The following is a 26145-nucleotide window of genomic DNA, read 5'->3' on the forward strand; positions in this document are numbered from 1 at the left end:
AGATCTGCCAATGCCGATTTTTGAGAATTAAATGCTAAAGGAGCACAATATTCTTAGATTTTAATACTATATATAAGTGGTTTATCAATGAGTTCATCTGCAGAGGTCTCCCGGGAGTTATCCGGTTCCCACTCCACCACTGCCGGCACCGGCTGGCGTCGTCACGATACCCACTGGGTCATCAGCCTGTTTGGCACCGCGGTCGGCGCCGGCATCCTGTTCCTGCCCATCAACCTGGGTCTGGGGGGCATCTGGCCCCTGGTTATCGTCGCCGTGCTGGCCGGCCCCATGACCTTCCTGGCCCACCGCGGGCTGGCGCGCTTCGTGCTCTCTTCCTCCCGCCCCCACGCCGACTTCACCGAGGTGGCGGAGGAGCATTTCGGCAAGATGGCCGGTCGCCTCATCTCGGCGCTCTACTTCCTCTCCATCTTCCCTATCCTGCTCATCTACGGCGTCGGGCTGACCAACACTGTGGAGAGCTTCATGATCAACCAGCTCGGCATGGATGCCCCGAATCGGGTGATGCTCTCCGGCCTGCTGGTGTTCGCCATGATTGCGGTGATGATGGCGGGGGAGAAGGCGATGCTGCGGGCTTTTGCCTTTATGGTCTACCCGTTGGCGGCCATTCTGGCGGCGCTCTCCTGCTATTTGATCCCCCAGTGGCAGTGGCCACAAATGACCGCCTTCGAGGGGACCAGCTTCCTCAACACCGTCTGGCTGGCGCTGCCGGTGACAGTGTTCGCCTTCAGCCACGCGGCCGCCATCTCCGGCTTTGCCAACGTGCAGCGCCGTGAATATGGCGAGCAGGCGGAGGCCAAGAGCGGCCTGATCCTGCGCAACACCACAGTCATGCTGGTGGGCTTCGTGCTCTTCTTCGTCTTCTCCTGCGTGCTGAGCCTCTCCCCGGCCCAGCTGGCCGAGGCCAAGGCCCAGAACGTCTCGGTGCTCTCCTATCTCGCCAACATCACAGACAACCCTGTGATAGTGACCCTGGGGCCGCTGATCGCCTTCATCGCCATCAGCTCCTCCTTCCTCGGCCACTTCCTCGGTGCCCGGGAGAGCCTCAAGAGCCTGATCGCCAAGCCCACAGGGCTGTCGCTGGCCAAGTCGGACAAGCTGGGCATCGCCCTGATGTTCTTCGCCATCTGGGGGGCGGCTGTCATCAACCCCGGCATCCTGGGTCTGATGGAGACCCTCTCCGGCCCCGTCATCGCCATGATCCTCTTCATCATGCCGGTGATTGCGATCTACAAGGTGGAGGCGCTGGCCCGCTTCCGTCAGGGCTGGGTGAACGGCTTTATCCTGCTGACCGGGTCGCTGGCTGTCTCGGCCCTGGTCTTCAGCCTGCTTAAGTAACAGCTGCGCTGCGGCCAGAAAAAGAAGAGGCGACCCCGGGGTCGCCTCTTCTCATTTCATGGGGCCAGGGCATCAGCCCAGCTTGGCGCCGTTCTCCACCGCCTGCTCCGGGATGGCCATCACCACGGCGCCATCGGCCCGGTAGAAGCCGGTCAGCAGAAACTCCGACTGTATGGGGCCTATCTGCTTGGCCGGGAAGTTCACCACGGCGACGATTTGGCGCCCCACCAGATCTTCCGGCTGATAGAGATCCGTTATCTGGGCGCTGCTCTTGCGCACCCCGAGCTCGGGACCGAAATCCGCCCACACCTTGTAGGCAGGCTTGCGCGCCTCGGGGAAGGGCTCGACCCGCACCAGGGTGCCCACTCTCAGCTCCACCATCTCGAACTCTTGCCAGCTTATGGTCTGCATCTTGGCTCCTCCTTTCACACACCTCGCATTGGCGCCAGCATGCCTCGAAACGGCAGCCCCTGTCTTCGGCAAGGGGCCGGACTGTTATGGCTGCGGGCCGTTTTGCTGGCGCCAGCGCGACGGGGTCAACCCCGTCTCGGCCAGGAAGCGCTCGGCGAAGGCTCCCTGATCCTGATAGCCGCAGCGGCTGGCCACTTCGCCGATGGGCAGGGCACTGTGGGCCAGCAGGGTGCGTGCCAGCGCCATGCGCCGCCCGCGGATGTAGTGGGAGGCGCTCATGCCGAACTGCTGGCGAAAGGCGTGCTTGAACTGGCTCTGGCCGAGGCAGGCAACAGCGGCGAGCCGCTCGTTGCCAAGGGGCTCGGCGAGGTGGGTCTCGATGTGGCGCTGCACTCTTGTCATGCGCGGAGCCAGGGCGGGGCCCATGCCCTGACCCTGGGCCAGGAGGTTGAGCCAGATCTGCTCCATGCCGACCACATGACGACCCTGGCGCACCATCTGATGTAGGAAGGCGAGATAGTGGCGCTGGGGCTCGTCCAGGGGGATGAAGGGGCGCTCGCCCAGCGCCGCGGGTAGCCAGTGGCTCTCCTGCACCAGGAAGGAGAGCGCCGGATCGGCGGCGTAGTCGTGACGTTCACCCGGGGCTATGACGCAGGCAAAGCCGGGGGCGAGGCGGCGCCCCTGGCCCTGCACCTCGATCTCGAGGGGGCCGTCCAGGGGGATCACCAGCTGGGCGAAGTCGTGGCTGTGGCTGCTGATGTCGCTCTGGTAGCGGCGCAGGCTGAACGGGCAGGGGGCGGATAGGGATGACGCGGCACCGGGCCGCGTCATCGAAGAGGGGGGATTATGTGCCATGGGCCGCCGTATTACTCGGCGTCGAAATCTTCGATCTCTTTGCCCAGCGCCTCCATGATGGCGCGCGCCTCGGCGGGGACGCTGTCCGGATGATCCTTGCGCAGATCGTCGTCACAGGGCAGCGGTTGACCGGTGAATGCGTGCAGGAAGGCCTCACAGAGCAGCTCGCTGTTGGTCGCATGACGCAGGTTGTTCACCTGGCGACGGGTGCGCTCATCGGTCAACACCTTCAGCACCTTGAGCGGGATCGAGACGGTAATCTTCTTGACCTGTTCGCTCTTCTTGCCGTGCTCCGCATAGGGGCTGACGTAGTCGCCGTTCCACTCTGTACCCATGTTCCACCTGTTCTCGTTTGGCCGTGAGCGCGGATTTTAACCCTTAAGGAATTCAATGGCAATCCAACAGCAAAGCCATTTAGACGTCTAGAAGTGTTGACGGCTTTTTTGAGGTGGCGTAAGGTGGTTCACCATAGGCCAGCAATGGCAGGATAGCCGTGGCAGAGGCACAGCGGCCATCGTCCAGATACACTTCAAGGAGAGCGGAAATGACCCACAAGGCCACCCTGGCGGTACGTTGTATCGGACATAGAGACAGATCAACTGCACAGTCACAGCGCCAAGGAGAGCATCATGAGTCATAAGGCCACCCTGGCGGTACGCACCGGGATTGAGACAGACACACAGCACGGTGCCGTGGTGCCCCCCATCTACCTCTCCAGCAACTACACCTTTGCCGACTTTGGCGAGCCCCGTCAATACGATTATGCCCGCTCAGGCAACCCGACCCGCACCAATCTGGCGGACGCGCTGGCGGCCCTGGAAGGGGGCGCCGGCGCCGTGGTGACCGGCACCGGCATGGGAGCCGTCCATCTGGTGACCACGGCCCTGCTCAAGGCGGGGGATCTGCTGATCGCCCCCCACGACTGCTACGGCGGTACCTGGCGGCTGTTCGAGTATCTGGCGGCCAAGGGCCACTACAGGGTGCAGTTCGTCGATCAGGGGGATGAAGCCGCGCTCGCCGAGGCCCTGGCGCAGCAACCGGCCCTGGTGTGGGTAGAGACCCCCTCCAACCCCCTGCTGAGGGTGGTGGACGTGGCCGCCATCGCCGCCGCCTCCCATGAGGTGGGTGCCAAGGTGGTGGTGGACAACACCTTCCTCTCCCCGCTGCTGCAACAGCCGCTCTCGCTGGGTGCGGACGTGGTGGTGCACTCCACCACCAAGTACATCAACGGCCACTCCGACGTGGTGGGCGGGGTCGCGATCGCCAAGGACCAGGCACTGGCCGAGTCCCTGGTGTGGTGGGCCAACTGTCTGGGGCTCACCTCCGGCGCCTTCGACTCCTACCTCACCCTGCGTGGCCTGCGCACCCTGGCGCCGCGCCTGCGTGCCCATCAGGAGAACACGGACAGGATCCTCGCCTTCCTGCAGCAGCAGCCGCTGGTCAAAAAAATCTATCACCCCAGCCTGCCAAGCCACCCGGGTCACGAGATTGCGCGCCGTCAACAGTCCGGCTTCGGCGCCATGCTAAGTTTTGAACTCGATTGCAACGAGACGGGGCTGCGTGCCTTCCTCGCGGCGCTGCGGCTGTTCTCGGTGGCGGAGTCCCTCGGCGGGGTGGAGAGTCTGGTGGCCCATCCGGCCAGCATGACCCACAGAGCCATGACTCCGGCGGCGCAGCAGGCGGCGGGCATCAGCGCCCAGTTGCTACGCCTCTCTGTGGGCATAGAACACGGTGAAGACCTGGTGGCCGATCTGGCTCAAGGCTTTGAACAGGCGCAGTTGGCACAACAGGCAGAACAGGTGAAGTAATGGAACAGCAACAACAAGGAGAGAGTGCGGTGGCGGCAGAGAGAGCCTTGAAGCGGCGTCATGTGCACAAGTTTGGCGGCAGCAGTCTGGCGGATCCTGTCTGCTATCGCCGGGTCGCCAGCATTCTCGAACAACAGGCCGAGCAGCAGGGCGGGGGCAGAGAGCTGGTGGTGGTCTCCGCCGCCGGCAAGACCACCAACCGGTTGATCCAGCTGGTGGAGCTGGCCGAGGCGGGTGACGAGGCCGCAGGCGAAGCCATCACTGCCCTGCACGCCTACCAGCAGAGCCTGATCGACGGCCTGCTGGAGGGGGAGTTGCTGCTCGACTTGAGCCAGCAGCTGACCGACGACATGCAGCAGATCGCCAAGACCCTGGAAGGGCAGTTTGATCGCTTCGAGCGCAACGGCCTGCTGGCCTTTGGCGAGGTGTGGTCGGCGCGCCTGCTGGCCGCCCTGCTCACCAGCCGTGGCGACAAGGCCATCTGGCTCGACGCCCGCAGCTTCCTGCGCGCCGAGGATGGCGCCCTGGTCAAGGTGGATGCCGCCATCTCCGGCGAGCTGCTCAAGGCGCGTCTGGCGGAGCACCCCGGCCGCATAGTGGTGACCGGCTTCATCGCCGCCGACATGGAGGGGCGCTCCCTGCTGCTCGGCCGCAACGGCTCCGACTACAGCGCCAGCCTCTTGGCTGCCCTGGCGGACGGGGAGTCCACCACCATCTGGAGCGACGTGGCCGGTGTCTACAGCGCCGATCCTCGCCGGGTGAAGGAGGCGCGCCTGCTGGAGCGCCTGAGTCTGGCGGAGGCCAACGAGCTGGCCCGCCTCGGCTCCTCCGTGCTCCATTCCCGTACCCTGCAACCCGTGGCCGACAGCCGCCAGCGCCTCACCCTGCGCTGCAGCTACAACCCGGACGAGGGCTGCACCCACATACTGCGCCGGGCACCGCGCTCCGGCGGGGCGCGCATCGTCTCCTCGGTAGATCAGATAGCCCTCATCGAACTCAAGGTGCTGCCTCAGACTGGTTATGAGCAGACGGTGGCCGCCATCGAGGCCCATCTGGCCCGTCATCGCCTCAACCCGCTCACCCTGCAGCGTCAGCCGGATCGGCGGGTGCTGCGCCTGGCCTACACCCTGGAAGTGGCGGAAGGGGCGTTCGAGATACTGCGCGACTTCCAGCTGCAGGGCAGCTTCACCGGTCTCATCCAGAAAGAGGGATTCAGCCTGGTGGCCCTGGTGGGGGCTGGCGTGACCGACAACGCCGAGCAGTGTCACCGCTTCTATCAGCTGCTGGCGGATCAGCCCCTGGAGTTCGTCCAGGTGGCCAGAGACGGCCTGAGTCTGGTGGCCGTGGTGCGCCAGGTGGTGCTGGAGCCCCTGCTCATCGCCCTGCACAGCGCCCTGTTCAGCCGCCCGACCCGGGTCGGTCTGGTGGTGTTCGGCAAGGGCAATATCGGCGGTCACTGGCTGGCGCTCTACGCCCGCGAGAAGGCCCGGCTCGAGCACGAGCTCAATATGGCGCTCACCCTCTACGGGGTGTTCAGCTCGGAAGGGGGCCTGCTGGACGAGGAGGGGCTGGATCCCCTCAAGGTGCGCGACAACTTCAATCCCAGGCCGCTGATCTGGCCGGAGCTGCTGGGTCAGCTGGAGCAGCACGGCTTCGATGCGCTGATTGCGCTGGACATGACCGCCAGCGAGACGGTGAGTCGCTACTACCCGGACTTCGCCCAGCTCGGCATCCACATCATAGCGGCCAACAAGTTTGCCGGTGCCGCCGACAGCGAGTTCTACCAACGCATCAAGCAGAGCTGCCGCGATCACCAGGTGCAGTGGCGCTACAACGCCACAGTGGGGGCCGGGCTGCCCATCCAGTCCAGCATCCAGATGCTGCGCCAGAGCGGCGATCGCATCCAGGGGGTCTCCGGCATCTTCTCCGGCACCCTCTCCTGGCTGTTCCAGCAGTATGACGGCACGCGCCCCTTCTCCGAGCTGGTGGACGAGGCTTGGCAGCACGGCCTGACCGAGCCGGATCCTCGCGAGGATCTCTCCGGCCAGGACGTGCGCAGGAAGCTGCTCATTCTGGCGCGGGAGGCGGGCTTCGAGCTCGACTCCGCCGACATCGAGCTGGAGAACCTGGTGCCCGTCTCCCTGCGCAAGGTGAGCACGGATCAGTTCATGGACAGGCTGAAAGATCTGGATGATCCCATCCAGACCGCGTTCGAGGGGGCACGTCGGGTCGGCAAGGTGCTGCGCTACGTCGCCCGCTTCGAGCACGACGGCAAGGCGCGGGTCGGGCTGGAGACCCTGGAGCCCCACCATCCGTTCGCAAACCTCTTGCCCTGTGACAATGTGTTCGCCATCGAGAGCGACAGCTATCGCACCAACCCCCTGGTCATTCAGGGGCCGGGGGCTGGCCGCGAGGTGACCGCAGCCGCCATCCAGTATGATCTCTGGCAGATCTGCGCCAGCCTCTAAGAGCCTGGTGGATGACACAAAGAAGAGGCGCCCTTGGGCGCCTCTTCTCGTTGGTGGTCACAATGCCTTACCAGAACAGCTTGCCCAGCAGGGGGGCGAGCAGCACTGTGGCCATGCCGGCTATCATCATCACCATGCTGGAGACCACCCCCTCCTCGTTGCCCATCTGATAGGCTCGGGCCGTGCCCGCCCCGTGGGCCGAGGCGCCAAAACCCGCCCCCTTGCCGAGGCGGCTGCGGATGGCGAGTACCGTCAGCACGCTCTCCCCAACCGCCATGCCGATCACCCCGGTCAGCACCACGAACAGGGCGGTGAGATCGGCGTTGCCACCCACAGAGCGGGTCGCCTCCACCGCGAAGGGTGTGGTGATGGATCTCATGGCCATGCTGCGCTGCAGCAGCTCTGAGAGGTTCAGCCAGCGCGCCAGCAGCACAGTGCTGCCCACCGCCATGAGCACTGAGGCAAATACCCCCACCGACAGGGAGAGCCAGTGGCGGCGCATCAGCGCGCGGTTCTCGTAGACGGGCACCGCGAAGGCGACGGTGGCCGGGCCCAGCAGCCAGAGCAGCCAGTGGGATTCGGCCATGTAGTCCTGATAGGGGATGTGGAACAGCATCACCACCGCCACCAGCAGGGTGGGGGCCAGCAGCAGCGGCATCAGCGGCAGTATGCGCTTCTTGCCATAGAGCCACTTGCTGGCGTAGTAGAACAGCAGGGTGAGGGCGAAGCAGAGCAGGCCGAGCAGGGTGTCAGACATGGCGGCGACTCCGGCGGGCCAGCTTCAGCTCCAGGCGATAGACCCTGTCCACCACCAGGGCCGTGGTGCCGAGCACCAGCACAGTGCTTGTCACCAGCACCACCATGATGCGCCACCCCTCCTGCAGCAGCAGATCCTGATAGTTGACCACGGCCACCACGGCGGGCACGAAGAACAGCAGCATCTCCGCCAACAGCCAGCGTGCCCCGGCGCTGAACCACTGGGCCTTGACCACCCCGAGCAGGATGCAGATGAGCAGCAGCAACATGCCGGTGAGGTTGGCGGGCAGGGGCAGGTGGAAGGTGCGTACCGCTGTGTCGGCCAGCAGCCAGATGGCGGCCAGCAGGGCGATTTGGAAGGGGGTTTGCAACCAGCGAAGGCAGAAGGCTTTCATGATGGGCATCTTTCTGTGAACTTGGTCACAGTATAAGCGGGGGCCAAACCTGCAAAAAATGAATTTAAATTATGAAAAATATGCCAAATTGGCATTATTTGGCAATCACCCCAGACGAGCGTCCCATGGATATCCGAGCCCTGCGTTACTTTGTCGAACTGGTGCGGGAGAAGAGCTTTACCCGCGCCTCCGAGAAGCTGTTCGTCACCCAGCCCACCATCAGCAAGATGATCCGCAGCATGGAGGAGGAGTTGGGCCAGCCCCTGCTCAATCGGGAGGGGCACAGCTTCACCCTGACCGACAGCGGCCAGGTGCTGTTTGCCCGTGGCCAGCTGATCCTGGCCCAGATGCAGCAGCTGGAGGCTGAGCTCGCGGATCTGCAGAGCCTGCAGCACGGGCGCCTGGCGCTGGGCATCCCCCCCATGGTGGGCCACGTCTATGCGGATCTCATCCGCGCCTACCGCAGCCGCTACCCCAAGGTGGAGCTCTCCATAGTGGAGTACGGCGGGCGCCGCATCGAGCAGGCGGTGCTGGAGGGGGAGCTGGATCTCGCCATCACCATGCTGCCGACCAAGGAAGAGGGGGTACTGAGCGCCCTGGAGCTGGACTGCTATCCCATTCAGGTGGTGCTGCCGGACCTGCCGCGCTGGCGCGGGGGCAGCGAGATCCGGCTGGCGGAGCTGCAGGAGGAGCCCTTCCTGCTCTACACCCAGGCCTTCACCCTGAGCGAGCGGCTGGAGCAGGCCTGCCAGCAGGCGGGTTTCGTGCCCCAGGTGGCGGCGCGCAGCAGCCAGTGGGATTTTCTCACCGCCATGGTGCGCAGCGGCATGGGGGTCGCCTTCCTGCCCGAGCCCATCTGCCGGCGGCTGACCCCGGACGGCCTGGTGCTGCGCCCCCTGCTGCCCGAATTGAGCTGGCGACTCGGGGTGATCTGGCCGAGCCAACGCTACCTCTCCCGCACCGCCGAGGCCTGGCTCGCCCTGTGTCGCGAGCAGGGGGCGCGGGGCTAGACGCTACTTGCCGACCCTGTCCGCCTTGTCGTGGGGAGGCATGCCGAAGGCATCCCGGGCCGGATCATAGAGATAGGAGCTGTAGTCGCTCCCCTTGCCGGGCAGCTGGGGGTTGCTCAGCCTGAACAGCTGGCGCGAGGCCAGTTGGGTGAACGCCAGGGAGGGTTGGAAGTGCTGGCGCCAGAGCCGCTTGAGGGAACCGTCCTGCCAGGCCAGCCGCAGGCCGAGCTGGATGCGCTCGCGCTCCTTGTGGTAGGTGGCATGGCTGTAGAAGGCGTGGATCAGCGGGTAGAAGAGGGCCACATGGGGATCGACGGTGAGGGTCGGCAGCCTGGGGTGGTGAGTCTCCCACTCCGCCAGTATCTCGTTGGCGCCGCGACAGAAAAGATCGACCCTGCCACGGGCCACCATGCGAAACAGCGACTCGTAGTTGTCCACCTCCTGCACCTGGAAGCCGTTGTGGCGCAGGATGTCGGCGTCCTGCCACCCCTTGCCACTCCCCTGACTGAACGCCTGAAGCTGGGCCAGGGTACGGACTCCGGCCAGGTCATCCGCACGGTCGGCACCGACGAAGCAGACCCGGTAACCGAGAATGCCGAGATCGATGGGGAAGGGGATCAGACTGACCTCGGGGTGAGGCGTCTTCTGGGGCCAGCTGTCGACGATGAAGAGTGCACTGTTGCCCGGTTTTTGCACCTCGAGCCGCATCCGCGCCTTGTTCATCTTGAGGGAGTCACGCAGCTCGTAGTCGCCATATTGCTGGCGGGTCTTCTCCAGCGCCAGCCGCATCGCCTCCCGGTAGTAGTCCATGCGGGCATCCTGTTCGTTTTCCGGGCTGAGCAGGGTAAATCGGGTGGCCGCCATCGGGGAGGAGGAGAGGGAGAGCGTGAGGAGCAGGAGCAGGAGTCGATACATCTTGGCCGGGTTCTACAACGGGATTGTGCCCATTATAGTTCGGTGCCCCACCGGCGACACAGCGCTAATGGCCCCCGGCTCCTCTGACCTCTGGGTCTGGTCTCAGACGGTTTCCATCAGCGCGCCCAGCTGGCGACACAGCTGGCGCAGGGTCTGGTTGTCGAGGCAGCCGAAGCCTAGCAGCCAGCCCTCCCGGGTAGGAGGGGCGAGGTGATACTGGTGCAGGGGGCGCAGCCCCAACCCCCGGGCGTTGGCCGCCTCGGTCCAGCGGGCCTCGCCCCCGGCGGGAAGCAGCACGGCGCACTGCAGCCCGGCGCCGCTGTGGATGGGGGTGAGCTGGGGGCAGTGCTCGGCCAGCTCGGCCAGCAGCAGATCCCGCCGGCTCTGGTAGACGAGGCGGCTCTGGCGCAGGTGGGTGGCGAAGTGCCCGGCGCGGATGAAGTCCGCGGTGACCGCCTGCTGCAACTGGTTGCTGTGGCCATCGACGGCGGCGCGGGCTCGGCTGAAGGCCTCCATCAGGGGGCGTGGCAAGACCAGGTAGGCGAGACGCAAGGAACCAAACAGCACCTTGCTGAAGGTCCCCACATAGAGGACGCGCCCCTGGCCATCCAGCCCCTGCAGGGCGGGGAGCGGCCGCTGATCGTACTGGTACTCCCCGTCGTAGTCGTCCTCCAGGATCCAGGCCCCGCGCCGCTCGGCCTCCGCCAGCAGTGCCATGCGGCGCGGCAGGCTCATGGGCACGCCCAGGGGGTACTGGTGGGCCGGGGTGCAGTAGATGAGCCTGGGACTGGGGTGTTCACCGGCAGGGTTGAGCCCCTCCTCGTCCACCGGCACCGGATGGATGCGGGCGCCGGCGCTCTCCATGGCGGTACGGGCGCCGGGATAACCCGGATCTTCCACCCAGACGGTGTCACCGGCATCGATGAGCAGCTGGGTCGCCAGCAATATGCCCTGCTGGGAGCTGGTGAGGATCAGGATCTGCTCCGGCTCGCACACCACGCCCCGCGACTGCACCAGGTAGCTGCTGATGGCGGCGCGAAGCTCCCCCAACCCCTGGGGATCCCCGTAATTCATCCAGTCGTTGGCACCCTGGCGCCACTGCTGCTGCATCAGGCGACCCCAGAGTGCCTGGGGAAAGAGGCGGGGATCCGGCTGGCTGGAGGCAAAGGAGCAGCCCACCTCGGGCACCTCGTGGCAGGCCCCCCCTTGCGCCATCTCCTGACCACGGCGAGAGAGCCCCGCCGCCGACTGGGGAGGGCGAGGCGCAGGGCGCACCGCCGCCAGGGCGACGAAGCTGCCGGCCCCCACCTTGCGCACCAGATACCCCTCCGCCTCCAGCCGGCCATAGGCCAGCTCCACTGTGCTGCGGGAGACGCCGAGATCCCGGGCCAGCATGCGGCTGGCCGGCAGCCTGCCGTGCAGCGGCAGATGGCCCGCCAGTATGGCTTCCCGCAGGGTGCGCACCAGCTGTTCATGGAGCGGCAGCTCGCCGTGTTGTTGATTGGCAAAGAGGGTCGGCAGGACAGTCATGATTGGCCTCCGCTGGGCGGGGGCAGGTGGCCCCCCCATCCGGACATGGCCTCCCGCAGGGTGCGCACCAGCTGTTCGTGCAGGGGAAGATCGTTTTGTTGCTGGTCGGCAAAGAGGGTCGGCAGGACAGTCATGACTGGCCTCCGCTGGGCTGGGGCAGATGGCCCCCCCATCCGGACATGGCCTCCCGCAGGGTGCGCACCAGCTGTTCGTGCAGGGGAAGATCGTTTTGTTGCTGGTCGGCAAAGAGGGTCGGCAGTACTGTCATGGCACTTCCCGTTGCGGATAGATTGGTCTGCCCATATTGGCAAAATTGGTCGGCGTGGCAAGGCCATTTTGTCGCTACATTGGTGGACAAGGCAGTGAAGCAATCCCATTGGCAACACACATTGGTCACAGAAGGAGTCTGCATGTCGGAATACAGCGCCACCATCAGCTGGCAGCGAGGGGCCAGCGAGCCCTTCGTCGATCAGCGCTACAGCCGGGCCCATGAGTGGGCGTTTGACGGCGGAGTCAGGGTGCCCGCCTCCTCCTCCCCCCAGGTGGTGCCCTTGCCCTTTTCGGTGGCGGAGAATGTCGATCCGGAGGAGGCCTTCGTCGCATCCCTCTCCAGCTGTCACATGCTGACCTTCCTCTGGCTGGTCGCCAGGGCGGGTTATCTGGTGGAGAGCTACCGGGATGAGGCGGTCGGCTTCATGGAGAGAAACGAGCGGGGCCGCCAGTCCATCACCAGGGTCACCCTGCGCCCCAGGGTGCGGTTTGGCGGCGAGCGCCAGCCCGACCTCGCCGCGCTGGAGCGGCTGCACCACCAGGCCCACGAGGAGTGCTTCATCGCCAACTCGGTCAACACAGTCGTCACCACAGAGATAACGCTCTAATCACAAGGAGGTTCAGGATGAGTCATGTATCGAGTACCGGGGTCGCGAGCCCGCTGGAGGCCAGCGCCTTCTTCGAGGCCCAGTTGAAGTTTCGTACCGATCCGGCGGATCTCGCCGCCGATCTGCTGGCCGGGGAGGCGGCTGAGGGGGGCAGCATAGTGGTCATCGACACCCGCTCACCCGCGCACTACACCGAGGCTCATATTCCCGGTGCCATCTCCTTCCCCCATAGCATCATGAGCCCGGCGACCACGCAGGGGCTGTCGCGGGACAAGGTCTATGTCTGCTACTGCGATGGCATCGGCTGCAACGGCTCGACCCAGGGGGCCTACAAGCTGGCGGCCCTGGGCTTCAGGGTCAAGGAGCTGATCGGCGGTCTGCACTGGTGGCGTCAGGACGGCTTCGCCGTCGCCACCGGCAGCGAGGCCGGTGTGTTGCTGGAAGGGGGGATCGCCTGTGCCTGCTGACCCCGTCTTCAACGACCATGGCCAGCCCCTGGGCGAGTCTCTGCCCGACTGGCGTGGCGCCGAGTTTCCCCCTCATCGGGTGCTGAGGGGCTGGGGCTGTCGTCTCGAACCGCTCGATCCCGAGCACCACGGCGGCAGCCTGTGGCAGGCCTTCAGTGCCGACAGTGGGGCCATGTGGACCTATCTCACCAGCGGCCCCTTCGCGGATGAGGCGGCCATGCTGGCCTGGCTGCGAGGAGTCGCCGCCAGGGTCGATCCCCAGTTCTATGCCATTGTCGATGAGGGGAGCGGCCGGGCGCTGGGGCTCGCCAGCTACCTGCGCATCGACCCTGCCGCGGGCAGCGTGGAGGTGGGCTGGCTGCACTTTTCGCCAGCCCTGCAGCAGTCGCGGCTGGCGACGGCGGCCATGGCGCTGATGATGGCCAATGCCTTCGCCCTGGGCTATCGCCGCTACGAGTGGAAGTGCAATGCCCTGAATCGGCCCTCCTGGCAGGCGGCGCTGCGCCTTGGCTTTTGTTATGAGGGGACTTTCCGCCAGGCCCGGGTGGACAAGGGGCACAGCCGGGATACCGCCTGGTTCTCTGTGATAAACGGCGAGTGGCCCGCCCTGAAGGGCTGTTTCGAGCGCTGGCTGGCGGATGCCAACTTCGACGAACAGGGGCGCCAGCGGCTGCGGCTCTCCGAGCTGACCGCCGCCTGCCGGATGACGCCATAAGCCTGTGCTCCCTTGGGCCTGACTGGCAAAACGAGAGAGGCCCCGATTGCGGGGCCTCTCTCATGCTGGATCTTGCTTAACGAGTGGCCTTATTCATGGTGCTCGTCCCTTAGTGTTCACCGATGGGCGCGGCGATCCACTTCAGCAGGGTCAGCATGTCTTGTGGCGCCACCCCGACCGAGAGGCCGCGTTTGCCGCCGCTCACCAGTATCTCGTCAAACGCCATGGCGGAGTCGTCCAGCACTGTCGGCAGCAGCTTCTTCTGGGCCAGCGGGCTTATGCCCCCCACCTTGTAGCCGGTCAGCTTCTCGGCCTCGGCCGGTTTCATCATCTCCACCTTCTTGAGCCCGGTGGCCTTGGCGAGCTGCTTGAGGCTGCACATGCCGGAGGAGGGGACTATGGCGACCACCGCCTGCTTGTCGTGGTGGGCCAGCAGGGTCTTGAACACCTGAGCCTGGGGCAGGCCGAGCTGGGTCGCGGCATGCTTGCCGAAATCGTCGTGGGCCTCGCACTCGTAGGGGTAGAGCTTGTGGGGGATCTTGAGCTTCTTCAGCAGGTTGATGGCAGGTGTCATGGGGTCTCCTCGGGCCGAAACAAGGCCAGACAGTCTGCGCCCGGGCGGCGGGCATGGCAAGTGGCCGTCCTCGGTGGTGCTCATCTTGGGGGTGACCCATATTCGCGAAACGGCCGCCTCACACCTATGATCTAGGGCTGTCTCTCCCCCTGCCTATACTGGCTGTGAGCAGGTGTTGGCGATCGAAAGGAATCCTGGCCATGAATACCCCGGTAAACAGCTTCATCGACATGGGCACCCTGGGGCGCTATGACGCCCTTGCCCGGCTGACCGCCCTGGACCGAGCCTATGGCATAGCCGAGTTCGATCTCGATGGCCGCATGGTGTCGGTCAATGGGTTGTTCTGCGACCTCCTCGGCTATGCCTCCGAGGAGCTGATAGGTCAGTCTCACCTGTTGCTGCTTCCCCCCGAGCAGCAGGAGGAGCACGATAGCTTCTGGCAGGGGGTGCTCAGCGGCGAGATCCGCTCTGGGTCGTTTCGCCGCATCATGCGCGGGGGCGGCAGTGTCTGGATCCACGCCACCTACATGCCCATCACCAACGAGGCGGGGACCCTGCTCGGGGTGATCAAGCTGGCCCATGACATCACCCCCGAAGTGCTGGCGGAGCAGCGCGTCGAGCAGCAGAGTCAGTTGTTCGACATAGTGGTGGCCGCCCACCAGAGCTTTCTGCTCGATCGCAATCTCGGCTCCGCCTGCGACACCGTCTTCGAGCGGCTGCTGAGCGTGAGCCAGAGCGCCTATGGCTTCATCGGCATCATCCAGTACGAAGACGAGCGTCCCAGCCTCTACATCCCCTCCATCTCCAACATCTCCTGGGATCAGGCCACCCACGCCTGGTACGAGCAGCAACGCCAGAGCAGAGGGGGGCTCATCTTCAACAAGCTCGACAACCTGTTCGGCCACGTGGTCACTCACAACACCCTGGTGTGCTGCAACGATCTGCCGAGTCATCCGGCGAGTCGCGGCGTCTCTCCCCGGGGTCATCCCCATCTGGACAGCTTTCTCGGCATCCCCATACGCCACAAGGGGGAAGCCATCGGCATGATAGCCCTGGCCAACCGCCCGGGCGGCTTCGACGAAACCCTGGTGAGCTTGCTGGAGCCGCTCACCACTGCCCTGGGCACCCTGATCCACGCCCGCAATCTGGAGGACGAACGCAGCCACATGGAGCGGGTGCTGCGCTTCAACGCCGAACACGACTTTCTCACCAAGCTGCCCAACCGCAGCAGCTTCTTCAGTCAGGCCAATGTGCTGCTCGAGCACATCCAGCGCCATCCTGCCGAGGGGGAAGCCTGTTGCCTGGCCCTGATCGACATCGATTTCTTCAAGCAGATCAACGATGAGCATGGCCACCTTGCCGGGGATGCCGTGCTCGAGGAGCTGGCCCGTCTGCTGATGCAGGCGGTGCGCAGCCAGGATCTGGTGGCGAGGTTCGGCGGGGAGGAGTTCATCATGCTGCTGCGCGGCACCACTCAGGAGGAGGCCCGCGCCATCATGGATCGCACCCGCCAGCAGATAGAGCTGCACCCCTTCTTGCATCAGCACCAGCCAATAGCCGTCACCATCAGCGTGGGCCTCACCCCCTATCAGATGGGCTACCGCTGCATGGATGACTGGCTGCTGTGCGTGGATCAGCGCCTCTACGAGGCCAAGCGCCAGGGACGCAACCGTATTGCCTAGGGGCTGGATAGCCAAAATAGAAAGGGCGCCATATAGGCGCCCTTTTATGTCAGGAAGTGAAGCTGGATAGCCCGGCCATCAACCCGTGTTGCGCATGCCGGCTGCTATGCCGGCTATGGTGACCATCAGCGCCTGATCCAGCTCGGGGTGCAGGGTCTCAGGGTTCTTGCGCGAGCGACCAAGCAGCTCGACCTGCAGCACGTTGAGCGGGTCTGTGTAGGGGTTGCGCAGCTTGATGGACTCCTTGATCCAGGGCTGGTCGTCCAGCAGGTCACCCTGCGGGCGCAGCTCTAGCACCACCTGGATGGAGTCGGCAAGCTCCTGACGCAGCTGCTTGCCGAGGGCCCACAGCTCTTGCGGCACCAGACGGGTGTCGTAGTACTCCGCCAGCCAGAGGTCGGCCTTGAGGAACACCATCTCCAGCATCTCGAGGCGGGTGCGGAAGAAGGGCCACTGGCGGCTCATCTCGTCCAGCACGCTCTTCTGGCCGTCATCTATGGCCTGCTGCAGGCCCTTGTGGGCACCGAGCCAGGCTGGCAGCATCAGCCGGTTCTGGGTCCAGGCGAAGATCCAGGGAATGGCGCGCAGGCTCTCGACGCCGCCGTTGGGCTTGCGCTTGGCGGGACGGGAACCGAGGGGCAGCTTGCCGAGTTCCATCTCCGGAGTGGCGGCGCGGAAGTAGGGCACGAAATCAGGATGACCGCGCACTATGCTGCGGTAGTGATCGCAGGAGACGGTGGCCAGCTGCTCCATCACGGCGCGCCAGCACTCCTTGGGCTTGGGCGGCGGTAGCAGGTTCCCCTCCAGCACGGCGCTGGTGTAGAGGTTCAGGCTGTGGATGGCGACCTTGGGCAGACCGAACTTGAAGCGGATCATCTCCCCCTGTTCGGTGACCCGCAGACCACCGCGCAGGGATCCCGGCGGTTGGGACAGGATCGCCTGATGGGCGGGGGCGCCGCCGCGACCGACGGTGCCACCACGGCCATGGAACAGGGTGAGGCGGATGTTGTTGGCCTCAGCCAGCCCCACCAGGGATTCCATGGCGGCGTACTGGGCCCAGCCGGCGGCCATCATGCCCGCATCCTTGGCGGAATCCGAGTAGCCGATCATCACGTACTGGCGACCCTGGATGTAGCCGCGATACCAGTCCACCGACAGCAGGCGATCCATCACGGCGGTGCCCGCCATCAGATCTTCCTGGGTCTCGAACAACGGTGCGACCGGCATGCGGAACTTGCAGCCTGCTTCCTTCAGCAACAGCTGTACCGCCAGCACGTCCGAGGGGGCGCCGGCCATGGAGATGATGTAGATGCCGAACGCATCCGGGTCGTGACCGGCGATCACCCGGCAGGTGTCTATGGTCTCGCGGGTCTCGTCGCTCGGCGCCCAGTCGGTGGGGATCAGCGGGCGGCGGGAGTTCAGTTCGTTGAGCAGGAAGGCCTGCTTGTCGTCCTCGCTCCACTCGGCGTAGTCGCCCATGCCGAGGTAGCGGGTCAGCTCGGAGAAGACCTGACCGTGACGCTCGCCGTCCTGGCGGATGTCCAGCTTGACCAGATGGATGCCGAAGCAGGCCAGCTTGCGCAGCACGTCCAGCAGCATGCCGTCGGCTATGTTGCCCATGCCGCAGGCGTGCAGGGAGTGATAGCAGAGCTCCAGCGGCTCGCGCAGCTGGGCCGTGGTCTTGATGAGATCGCGGCTCTCGCTCGCCTGACCCTGCACCTTGGCGGTGAGGAACTCCTGGGTCTCGCGCAGCGCTTCGCGCAGCTCGCGCACCAGGGCGCGGTAGGGCTCGGGGTTGTCACCGACCCGGGCGCGCAGGGCCTCGGTACAGTCGGCCATGGAGAGCTCAGAGGTGAGCTCCTTGATGTCCTTGTAGAAGAGGTTGACCGCCATCCAGCGGCCCAGCTCCAGCACCTCGGCGGTCACCTTGGCGGTGACGAAGGGGTTGCCATCGCGGTCACCGCCCATCCAGGAGGTGAACTTGACCGGCGCGGCATCCAGCGGCAGGCGCACACCCAGGTGGTGTTGCAGCCGCTCGTCCAGATTGCGCATGAATTCGGGAATGGCCGGCCACAGGCTGTTCTCCACCACGGCGAAGCCCCACTTGGCTTCGTCCACCGGGGTCGGGCGCTGTTCGCGGATCTCGTTGGTGTGCCAGGCCTGATTGACCAGCTGTTCGATGCGATTGAGGATCTTGTCCCGCTCGCGGGGCAGCAGATCGGACAGCTCCAGCGCTTCCAGGCAGTCGTTGAGCTGGACGTGCTTGTGGATCAGGGTACGACGGGTCACCTCTGTGGGGTGGGCGGTCAGTACCAGATCGATGTCCAGCTCGCGCACCGCCTGGATGATGGCCTCCTGGGAGAGGTTGGACGCCTTGAGCTTGGCGAACATCTGCTCCAGGGGATCCGGCGTGCACTCCTGCTCTTCGCAGCGGCGGGAGATGGTGTGGAACTGCTCCGCCACGTTGGCCAGATTGAGGAACTGGCTGAAGGCGCGGGCCACCGGCAGCAGCTCGTCATCGGAGAGGGTACGCAGGGTCTCGAGCAGGCGTTCCCGGTCTGTCTCGTTGCCCTTGCGGGAGGACTTGGCCAGTTGACGAATGGTCTCAATCTTGTCGAGGAAGGCTTGACCCTGATGATCCTTGATGGATTTACCCAGCAGTTGGCCCAACATGCCTACGTTGGCCCGTAGTGCGGCGTACTTTTCGTTCATTCCACATCCTTATTTTTGTTGGTGCCCCTTGACCTTCCGGGGGGAGAGGCAGCCTCACTTATTGTTGTGCGATTACAACATATGCTCCGTCATCTTAGGGGGACAATCTACCCAGATTGTCTGCGCAAGGTCAAATAACAAGCCGATTCAGAACATGTATTTCCCTCACCTGTCCCGAGGCGGCTTGTCATGTAACTTACTTACATTCCCGTCGAGCTAGATGCAGAAACGCCGGATCAGGTGCTGCAGCACCGCCGTGGTCGGTTTGACGAACGACAGATCCAGATACTCGTCCGGCTGATGGGCCTGGGTGATATGGCCCGGGCCCATCACTATTGTCTGGCATCCCAACTGTTGGATAAAGGGGGCCTCGGTGCAATAGTTCACGGACTCGGCGGCGCGGCCGCTCGCCTTCTCGGCTTCCCGTACCAGATCTGAGCCCTCCTCGCAGGCATAGGCCGGGATGGGTTCGTGCAGGTGCTGCAGGTGCAGGCAACCTGGCTGGTGAATTTCGATGGGGGAGAGCGCTTCTTTGAGCATGCCCATCAGCTCATCCGGCCCAACTTGCGGGGTGGGGCGCATGTCGATGTGCAGCTCGCAGCAGCCGCAGATGCGGTTCGGGCTGTCGCCCCCCTGGATGTAGCCGAGGTTCAGGGTGGGTTGCGGCACCGCGAACCTGTGGTCGGCGTAGCGCTCCTTGAGATCCCGCTGCAGCTTGAGCACCTGGCCCATGGCTTTGTGCATGATCTCCATGGCGTTGACCCCGTTGGCGGGATCCGAGCTGTGGCCGCTCTTGCCCGTGATGCGAATGGCTTCCGACATGTGGCCCTTGTGGGCCACCACGGGCACCAGGCCGGTGGGCTCACCTATCACCGCATAGTCGGGTTTGATCTCGGCGGCCGCGGCGATGGCACGGGCGCCCGCCATTGTGGTCTCCTCGTCTGCGGTGGCCAGGATGCGCAGCGGCTTGCGGAGCGTCTTGAGATCGACCTCCTTGAGCGCCTCCACGATGAAGGCGAAGAAGCCCTTCATGTCGATGGTGCCGAGCCCGTACAGGCGGTTGCCCTCCTCGGTCACCTTGAAGGGATCCTTGCTCCAGCCCCCCTCGTCGAAGGGCACAGTATCGGTATGGCCCGCCAGCAGCAGGCCCCCTTCCCCCTGGCCATAGGTCGCCACCAGGTTGAACTTGCCCGGCAGGTCGGGCAGCGCCGTTACCTCGCACTGGAAACCCAACTGGCCGAACCAGTCGGCCAGCAGCCGGATCACCGCCTCATTGCTCTGATCCCAGCGGGGATCCGTGCTGCTGACAGAGGGAATCGCAATAATATTCTTATAAAGTGAAAAAAAATCCAGATTGGCCATCAGCTGCTCCTTGCGTCCCCGGAGTGTTTCTGTTAGAAAATACAAATGCAAAGTGAGTGCATGAATATTCTGTTCGAGCGCTCATCAACAAGGCTTCTAGTTGTAAGGGAAAGTTAATGTTCTGTCACCTGATCTGTAACCGACGACGCATATCCGCCTGAATTGCCCCTCCGCACTCGTTGCATCTAAGGGGCGATAGCCGACCCCTTGCACCGCAGCACCACGCTGTGAATTTCGAACCCAGACTTGGAATACTCAAACATGCTCAATACCGTTATCGTCGGTGCCAGTGGCTACGCGGGGGCCGAACTGGCCGCACTGGTCCAGAACCATCCAGAGCTCAAGCTGTTCGGCCTCTATGTCTCCGCCGGCAGCCAGGACGCACACAAGCGTTTCTCTTCCCTCCATCCCCAGTGGGTCGGTGAGCTGGATCAGCCGCTGCTGCCGCTGGACGAGGACGGCATGACCCGGATCCTGACCCAGGCCGATCTGGTGCTGCTGGCCACCGCCCACGAGGTGAGCGCCGAGCTTGCCCCCAAGTTCCTGGCCAAAGGACTGCCGGTGTTCGATCTCTCCGGTGCCTTCCGGGTCAAGGATCAGGGGTTCTACTCCTCTTTCTACGGCTTCACCCATGAGAGCGAACAGTGGCTGGAACAAGCCGTCTACGGTCTGGCGGAGTGGAATGCCGATGCCATTGCCGCCGCCCAGCTGATTGCGGTGCCCGGCTGCTACCCGACCGCGTCGCTCTGCGCCCTCAAGCCGCTGCAGCAGGCCGGTCTGATTGCCGAGGGATGGCAGCCCATCATCAACGCTGTCTCCGGCGTCTCCGGGGCTGGTCGCAAGGCCGCCATCAACACCAGCTTCTGCGAAGTGAGCCTGAGCCCCTACGGCACCTTCAATCACAGACACCAGCCGGAGATCAGCCACCACCTGGGCAAGGGGGTGCTGTTCCAGCCCCACCTCGGCAACTATGTGCGGGGCATACTGGCCACCATCTATGTGCAACTGGCGGATGGCGTGACGCAGACCCAGGTGGATCAAGCCTATCTCAAGGCCTATGAGGGCAAGCCCCTGGTGCGCCTCACCGGCCAGATGCCCTCCATCCGTGGCGTGGCCAATACCCCTTACTGTGACCTCGCCTGGCAGCAGCAGGGCAACATGCTGGTGGTGGTCTCCGCCATCGACAACCTGCTCAAGGGTGCCGCCTCCCAGGCGATGCAGTGCATAAATATCAAGTTTGGTTTTGAACCGGCCACCGGCCTGATTTAACGCTTTAAGGAAGGATCGAGAAGATGGACAAGCAGACGCTGGTAATCAAGTTGGGTGGTGCCCTGATCGAGAACGACGAGGCGCTAACCGCCCTGTTCGCTACCCTGAAAACCTTCCTGGACGATCAGCACCGTCCCCTGGTGCTGGTGCACGGTGGTGGCTGCCTGGTGGATGACCTGCTCAAGGGACTGGGGATGACCTCCACCAAGAAGAACGGCCTGCGGGTCACCCCGTTCGAGCAGATCCCCTTCATCGCCGGGGCCCTGGCGGGCACGGCGAACAAGATGATGATGGCCAAGGCCATCGCCACCGGCATCCCTGCGGTGGGTCTCTGCCTCGCCGACGGCGGCCTCTGCCAGGTGACCCAGCTCGACCCGGATCTCGGCGCCGTAGGTGACTGCCAGCCGGGCAACCCGGCGCTGGTGGCCGGCATCCTGGGGCAGGGCTTCCTGCCGGTGGTGAGCTCCATCGGCATCACCGCTGACGGTCAGCTGATGAACGTCAACGCGGATCAGGCGGCCACCGCCATTGCCGAGGCGCTCGGTGCCGATCTGGTGATGCTGTCGGACGTGAGTGGCATCCTGGATGGCAAGGGCAAGCTGGTTGCCAAGCTGGACAAGCAGAGCGCGCTGGACCTGATGGAGAAGGGGGTTATTACGGACGGCATGGCGGTCAAGGTGAAGGCAGCGCTGCACGCCGCAGAGACCCTGGGCAAACCTGTCTGTGTCGCCAGCTGGCGCTACCCGGATCAACTGCTCAAGCTGCTGGCGGGCGGTGCCGTCGGCACCCAAGTCACCCTCTAACCCTGGCCGGAAAAAGGAACATCCGATGCAACATCTTCTGAAAGACAGCGACTTGAGCAAGGCCCAGATCGAGGCGCTGATAGCTCTGGGCAAATCGGTCAAGGCCGACCCCAAGAAGTACGGCCAGGCGCTGGCGGGCAAGAGCGTGGTCACCCTGTTCGAGAAGCCTTCCCTGCGCACCCGGGTCACCTTCGACATCGGCATCGCCCGGCTCGGCGGTCACAGCGTCTACCTGGATCAGCAGAACGGCGCGCTCGGCAAGCGGGAATCGGTGAAGGATTTCGCCGCCAACCTGTCCCGCTGGTGTGACGCCATAGTCGCGCGGGTGTTCGATCACCAGACCCTGGTCGAGCTGGCGGAGCATGGCTCTGTGCCCGTGGTGAACAGCCTGTGCAACCTCTACCACCCCTGTCAGGGGCTGGCGGACTTCATGACCATCAGCGAGCATTACAGCGATCTCTCCAAGGTGAAGCTGGCCTACCTCGGCGATGGCAACAACGTCAGCCACTCCCTGCTGCTGCTGGGGGCGACACTCGGCACCGATGTGACTCTGGTCTGCCCCAAGGGCCATGGCCCGGATACCCAGCTCTTCCTGCAGGCCCAGGCGCTGGCGGCGCAATCCGGTGCCCACATCAACATCAGCGATGACGTGGGCGCCATCGAAGGCTTTGACGTGGTTTATACCGACACCTGGGTCTCCATGGGTGACAACACACCAATGGAGCAGGTAAAAGATATCTTCATGCCTTATCAGATCAACCAGGCCCTGCTCGATCGCACCGGCATCCAGCATGTGCTGCATTGCCAGCCGGCGCACCGGGAGCTGGAGATCACCTCGGAGGTCATGGACGGACCAGCCTCCCTCATCATGGATGAGGCAGAAAACCGGATGCATATCCAGAATGCCGTGCTGCTGACCCTGCTGGGTCATAAATAAGCCGGCAACCGACCCTGAATCACAACCTTATCGAATCATCACGGAGAGAAGTAAATGAGCGGAATCAACAAGATCGTACTGGCTTACTCGGGCGGACTGGATACCTCGGCCATCATTCCCTGGCTGAAGGAGAACTACGATGCGGAGATCATCGCCTTCGTCGCCGACGTCGGTCAGGAGCGTGACGATCTGGAAGGGATCGAGCAAAAAGCCATCGCCTCCGGCGCCACCAAGTGCATCGTCAAGGATCTGCGGGAAGAGTTCGTCAAAGAGTACGTCTATCCGACCCTGAAGACAGGCGCCGTCTATGAAGGCACCTACCTGCTGGGCACCTCCATGGCCCGTCCCATCATCGCCAAGGCGATGGTGGAAGCGGCCTTGGCGGAAGGGGCAGACGCCATCTCCCACGGCTGTACCGGCAAGGGCAACGATCAGGTGCGTTTCGAAGGCGCCGTGGCCGCCCTGGCACCCCAGCTGAAGGTCATCGCCCCCTGGCGTCTGTGGGACATGCGCTCCCGGGAAGATCTGCTGGCCTATCTGGAAGCCCGCGACATCCCCTGCAAGGCGACCCTGAAGAAGATCTACAGCCGCGACGCCAACGCCTGGCACATCTCTACCGAGGGTGGCGAGCTGGAGAGCACCTGGAACGAGCCGTCCGAAGCTGTCTGGCAGTGGACTGTCTCCGCCGAGCAGGCACCGGACCAACCGGAGTACGTCAAGCTGACCGTGGCCCAGGGCGAAGTGGTGGCCGTTGACGACCAGCCGCTGACTCCGCACCAGATCCTGATGACCCTGAACGAGCGTGCCGGCAAGCACGGCGTGGGCCGCATCGACATCACCGAGAACCGCATGGTGGGCATGAAGTCCCGTGGCTGCTACGAGACCCCGGGTGGTACCGTCATGGTGGCGGCGCTGCGCGCCGTGGAAGAGCTGGTACTGGATAGACCGACCCGCGCCTGGCGCGAGAAGCTGGGTGCCGAGTTCTCCCACCTGGTCTATGACGGTCGCTGGTTCACCCCGCTGTGCAAGGCCATTGTCGCTTCCGCCAACGCCATCGCCGAAGATCTCGACGGTGAAGTGGTGCTGAAGATGTACAAGGGCCAGGTCACTGCGGTGCAGAAGAAGTCGCCGAACAGCCTCTACTCCGAAGACTTCGCCACCTTCGGCGCCGACGAGGTGTACGACCAGAGCCACGCAGAAGGCTTCATCCGTCTCTACACCCTGGCCAGCCGGATCCGCGCCATGAAGGAGCAGCATCAGGCCATCGGCGGTGATCACACCCACGGCTAAGCCGCAGGATTAAATCCGCTGGTACCGGTGAGGGGGCTTGGCCCCCTCACTTATAAGCGGCGACCTGGTTCCCTTGTCTGTAGGAGGGGGAAGGATAACCGATGAGCTGTGACAAGAGCGGCAGCACCCTGGCCGCTTCTGTGAGATAACAGGGGCAGTGTGAATATGGTGCTGAAGCATTTTCGCCCTTCTCCCGCTTACTTGAAAAAGAATGAGGGAAGGGGCGGGGATGAGGGATTGCCCTCACCCTAGCCCTCTCCCAGAGGGAGAGGGCACCGATCGAGGTTAGGTGTGGTGGCAGCTCATTTTTTGTTGGCAGATTAACCACGATTTACCCGTAGATTACCGTCTTGCTCCCTTCTCCCCTTGCGGGAGAAGGGTTGGGGATGAGGGGGCGGTTACGGTAACAGCATCGATCACCACCGCACTGTTATGCAGAAAAATACAGGGCAAGATTTCAGCGCGCAGGCCAAGGGGCCGCGCGAGTAGGGCAGGCGCAGGCGCCTACCGACAACGGATTCAAGGAGAGCAGTATGGCACTTTGGGGTGGACGCTTCAGTCAGGGAGCCGATAGCCGGTTCAAGCAGTTCAACGATTCGCTGCGGTTCGATTACCGGCTGGCGGAGCAGGATATTCAGGGCTCCATGGCCTGGGCCAAGGCGCTGGTGAAGGTGGGCGTCTTGACCGCCGACGAGCAGGCGCAGTTGCAGCAGGCGATGGAGGTGCTGCTCGCCTCGGTGCAGCAGGATCCCCAGCAGATCCTTAGCTCGGATGCCGAAGACATCCACTCCTGGGTCGAGGGCAAGCTCATCGATGCCGTCGGCACCCTGGGCAAGAAGCTGCACACCGGCCGCTCGCGCAACGATCAGGTCGCCACCGACTTGAAACTCTGGTGCAAGGCCCAGGGCGAGCTGCTGCTCGGCTCCATCACGGCGCTGCAACAGGGGCTGGTCGCTTCCGCCCGTGCCAACCAGGCTGCGGTGCTGCCGGGTTACACCCACCTGCAGCGTGCCCAGCCGGTCACCTTCGCCCACTGGGCGCTGGCCTATGTGGAGATGCTGGAGCGGGATCACTCCCGTCTGCAGGATGCCCTCAAGCGCCTCGACACCAGCCCGCTCGGCTGCGGCGCCCTGGCGGGTACGGCGTATGCCATCGATCGGGAAGCGCTGGCGCTCGACATGGGCTTTAGTGGCGCGACCCGCAACAGCCTGGATTCGGTCTCGGATCGGGATCACGTGGTGGAGCTGATGCACGTGGCGTCCCTCTCCATGACCCACCTTTCTCGTTTTGCGGAAGATCTTATCTTCTACAACACCGGCGAGGCGGGCTTCGTCGAGCTTTCCGATGCGGTCACCTCCGGCTCTTCCTTGATGCCCCAGAAGAAGAATCCGGACGCCCTTGAGCTCATTCGCGGCAAGACCGGCCGGGTGGTCGGCGCCCAGATGGGCATGCTGATGAGCCTGAAGGCGCTGCCGCTGGCCTACAACAAGGACATGCAGGAAGACAAGGAAGGGCTGTTCGATGCCCTCGACACCTGGCACGACTGCCTCGACATGGCGGCCCTGGTGCTGATCGATCTCAAGGTGAATGGCGAACGCACCAAGGCGGCGGCCCAGGGCGGCTATGCCAATGCCACCGAACTGGCGGATTATCTGGTGGCCAAGGGGATCCCCTTCCGCGAGGCGCACCATATCGTCGGTGAGACTGTGGTCTACGCGATCCAGGTGAAGAAGCCGCTGGAGGAGCTCTCTTTGTCTGAGTTCCAGCGCTTCAGCCCGGTCGTGGGAGAGGACGTCTACCCGAACCTGGAGCTGGAAGCCACCCTGGCCAAGCGGGTCGCCAAGGGCGGCGTCGCCCGCGAGCAGATAGAAGCGGCGCTGGTCGCCGCCGAACAGTGGTTGGCCAAGCGCGCTGGCTGAATGGCAGCGGCCAGGGTCCCATGAGCAGAAAAC

At 64.2% G+C, this 26145-nt stretch carries 25 protein-coding genes; 13 read left to right on the forward strand and 12 right to left on the reverse strand.

The features are described 5' to 3' along the window. The first annotated feature begins 87 nt into the window (after positions 1 to 87). Positions 88 to 1356: an aromatic amino acid transport family protein gene (locus G4923_RS15585; RefSeq protein WP_163137613.1), complete on the forward strand. Its 1269-nt coding sequence runs from the start codon at positions 88 to 90 to the stop codon at positions 1354 to 1356. A 72-nt stretch (positions 1357 to 1428) separates the two neighbouring features. On the opposite strand, the gene G4923_RS15590 is transcribed toward G4923_RS15585, so the two are convergent. The 3 genes from G4923_RS15590 to metJ form a co-directional block, all read right to left on the reverse strand. Beyond that, positions 1429 to 1767, reverse strand: coding sequence for a tRNA-binding protein (locus tag G4923_RS15590; RefSeq protein WP_106885764.1), 339 nt, complete (start codon positions 1765 to 1767; stop codon positions 1429 to 1431). An 84-nt stretch (positions 1768 to 1851) separates the two neighbouring features. Then, entirely contained in the window at positions 1852 to 2598 is a 747-nt protein-coding gene (locus tag G4923_RS15595; RefSeq protein WP_163137684.1) for an AraC family transcriptional regulator, read from the reverse strand. A 35-nt stretch (positions 2599 to 2633) separates the two neighbouring features. Continuing rightward, on the reverse strand, positions 2634 to 2957 hold the full coding sequence (metJ, locus tag G4923_RS15600; RefSeq protein ID WP_005327165.1) for a met regulon transcriptional regulator MetJ: 324 nt from the start codon (positions 2955 to 2957) through the stop codon (positions 2634 to 2636). A 294-nt stretch (positions 2958 to 3251) separates the two neighbouring features. On the opposite strand from metJ, the gene metB reads away from it, so the two are divergent. Beyond that, the gene (metB, locus tag G4923_RS15605) at positions 3252 to 4430 is read left to right on the forward strand and encodes a cystathionine gamma-synthase (RefSeq protein ID WP_163137614.1); all 1179 of its coding nucleotides are present in this window, start codon (positions 3252 to 3254) and stop codon (positions 4428 to 4430) included. After that, positions 4430 to 6898, forward strand: coding sequence for a bifunctional aspartate kinase/homoserine dehydrogenase II (locus G4923_RS15610; RefSeq protein ID WP_163137615.1), 2469 nt, complete (start codon positions 4430 to 4432; stop codon positions 6896 to 6898). Before metB ends, G4923_RS15610 begins: the two co-directional genes overlap by 1 nt. A gap of 67 nt (positions 6899 to 6965) precedes the next feature. On the opposite strand, the gene G4923_RS15615 is transcribed toward G4923_RS15610, so the two are convergent. Both G4923_RS15615 and G4923_RS15620 read right to left on the reverse strand, forming a co-directional pair. After that, positions 6966 to 7655: an LrgB family protein gene (locus G4923_RS15615; protein ID WP_106885768.1), complete on the reverse strand. Its 690-nt coding sequence runs from the start codon at positions 7653 to 7655 to the stop codon at positions 6966 to 6968. Beyond that, positions 7648 to 8049 (reverse strand): CidA/LrgA family protein, encoded by a 402-nt coding sequence (locus G4923_RS15620; RefSeq protein ID WP_106885769.1) that lies wholly within the window; start codon positions 8047 to 8049, stop codon positions 7648 to 7650. Before G4923_RS15620 ends, G4923_RS15615 begins: the two co-directional genes overlap by 8 nt. A 125-nt stretch (positions 8050 to 8174) precedes the next feature. Here G4923_RS15620 and G4923_RS15625 point away from each other — a divergent pair, with 125 nt between their 5' ends. Beyond that, positions 8175 to 9059, forward strand: coding sequence for a LysR family transcriptional regulator (locus G4923_RS15625; protein ID WP_163137616.1), 885 nt, complete (start codon positions 8175 to 8177; stop codon positions 9057 to 9059). 3 nt (positions 9060 to 9062) lie between these two features. Here G4923_RS15625 and G4923_RS15630 read toward each other — a convergent pair whose 3' ends face one another. The 4 genes from G4923_RS15630 to G4923_RS15645 form a co-directional block, all read right to left on the reverse strand. After that, entirely contained in the window at positions 9063 to 9974 is a 912-nt protein-coding gene (locus G4923_RS15630) for a type 2 periplasmic-binding domain-containing protein (RefSeq protein WP_240455355.1), read from the reverse strand. 102 nt (positions 9975 to 10076) lie between these two features. Then, positions 10077 to 11504, reverse strand: coding sequence for a MocR-like pyridoxine biosynthesis transcription factor PdxR (pdxR, locus tag G4923_RS15635; RefSeq protein WP_163137617.1), 1428 nt, complete (start codon positions 11502 to 11504; stop codon positions 10077 to 10079). Beyond that, positions 11501 to 11638: a hypothetical protein gene (locus tag G4923_RS15640; RefSeq protein ID WP_163137618.1), complete on the reverse strand. Its 138-nt coding sequence runs from the start codon at positions 11636 to 11638 to the stop codon at positions 11501 to 11503. Before G4923_RS15640 ends, pdxR begins: the two co-directional genes overlap by 4 nt. Continuing rightward, entirely contained in the window at positions 11635 to 11772 is a 138-nt protein-coding gene (locus G4923_RS15645) for a hypothetical protein (protein ID WP_163137619.1), read from the reverse strand. Before G4923_RS15645 ends, G4923_RS15640 begins: the two co-directional genes overlap by 4 nt. A gap of 142 nt (positions 11773 to 11914) precedes the next feature. Between G4923_RS15645 and G4923_RS15650 the strand changes: the two genes are divergently transcribed. The 3 genes from G4923_RS15650 to G4923_RS15660 are packed head-to-tail and all read left to right on the forward strand — an operon-like array spanning position 11915 to position 13564. Further along, complete coding sequence (locus tag G4923_RS15650) at positions 11915 to 12382, forward strand: OsmC family protein (RefSeq protein WP_163137620.1); 468 nt, start codon at positions 11915 to 11917, stop codon at positions 12380 to 12382. Positions 12383 to 12399: 17 nt separating this feature from the next. Beyond that, a complete protein-coding gene (locus G4923_RS15655) occupies positions 12400 to 12849 on the forward strand; it encodes a rhodanese-like domain-containing protein (protein WP_163137621.1) in 450 nt (149 codons plus the stop codon). Continuing rightward, positions 12839 to 13564, forward strand: coding sequence for a GNAT family N-acetyltransferase (locus tag G4923_RS15660; RefSeq protein ID WP_163137622.1), 726 nt, complete (start codon positions 12839 to 12841; stop codon positions 13562 to 13564). The genes G4923_RS15655 and G4923_RS15660 overlap by 11 nt, the downstream gene beginning before the upstream one ends. A gap of 109 nt (positions 13565 to 13673) precedes the next feature. On the opposite strand, the gene ybaK is transcribed toward G4923_RS15660, so the two are convergent. Beyond that, positions 13674 to 14138 carry a Cys-tRNA(Pro) deacylase gene (gene ybaK, locus G4923_RS15665; RefSeq protein ID WP_106885775.1) on the reverse strand — a complete coding sequence of 155 codons (465 nt, stop codon included), beginning with the start codon at positions 14136 to 14138 and terminating at the stop codon, positions 13674 to 13676. 200 nt (positions 14139 to 14338) lie between these two features. On the opposite strand from ybaK, the gene G4923_RS21375 reads away from it, so the two are divergent. Next, positions 14339 to 15820: a GGDEF domain-containing protein gene (locus G4923_RS21375; RefSeq protein WP_163137623.1), complete on the forward strand. Its 1482-nt coding sequence runs from the start codon at positions 14339 to 14341 to the stop codon at positions 15818 to 15820. Positions 15821 to 15898: 78 nt separating this feature from the next. Here G4923_RS21375 and ppc read toward each other — a convergent pair whose 3' ends face one another. Further along, positions 15899 to 18532, reverse strand: coding sequence for a phosphoenolpyruvate carboxylase (gene ppc, locus G4923_RS15675; RefSeq protein WP_111910512.1), 2634 nt, complete (start codon positions 18530 to 18532; stop codon positions 15899 to 15901). Between the two features lie 216 nt (positions 18533 to 18748). After that, positions 18749 to 19894 (reverse strand): acetylornithine deacetylase, encoded by a 1146-nt coding sequence (gene argE / locus G4923_RS15680; RefSeq protein WP_163137624.1) that lies wholly within the window; start codon positions 19892 to 19894, stop codon positions 18749 to 18751. A 261-nt stretch (positions 19895 to 20155) separates the two neighbouring features. On the opposite strand from argE, the gene argC reads away from it, so the two are divergent. From argC to argH, 5 genes are all read left to right on the forward strand, one after another. Continuing rightward, positions 20156 to 21163 (forward strand): N-acetyl-gamma-glutamyl-phosphate reductase, encoded by a 1008-nt coding sequence (gene argC, locus G4923_RS15685; protein ID WP_025328309.1) that lies wholly within the window; start codon positions 20156 to 20158, stop codon positions 21161 to 21163. A gap of 23 nt (positions 21164 to 21186) precedes the next feature. After that, positions 21187 to 21966, forward strand: coding sequence for an acetylglutamate kinase (gene argB, locus G4923_RS15690; protein ID WP_106885778.1), 780 nt, complete (start codon positions 21187 to 21189; stop codon positions 21964 to 21966). A 25-nt stretch (positions 21967 to 21991) separates the two neighbouring features. Further along, positions 21992 to 22903 carry an ornithine carbamoyltransferase gene (locus G4923_RS15695; RefSeq protein WP_163137625.1) on the forward strand — a complete coding sequence of 304 codons (912 nt, stop codon included), beginning with the start codon at positions 21992 to 21994 and terminating at the stop codon, positions 22901 to 22903. 54 nt (positions 22904 to 22957) lie between these two features. Next, positions 22958 to 24193 (forward strand): argininosuccinate synthase, encoded by a 1236-nt coding sequence (locus tag G4923_RS15700; protein ID WP_163137626.1) that lies wholly within the window; start codon positions 22958 to 22960, stop codon positions 24191 to 24193. Positions 24194 to 24726: 533 nt separating this feature from the next. Beyond that, entirely contained in the window at positions 24727 to 26112 is a 1386-nt protein-coding gene (gene argH / locus G4923_RS15705; protein ID WP_163137627.1) for an argininosuccinate lyase, read from the forward strand. Positions 26113 to 26145: the final 33 nt, after the last annotated feature.

Source organism: Aeromonas rivipollensis, from assembly GCF_010974825.1.
In the GTDB taxonomy this organism is placed as follows: domain Bacteria; phylum Pseudomonadota; class Gammaproteobacteria; order Enterobacterales; family Aeromonadaceae; genus Aeromonas; species Aeromonas rivipollensis.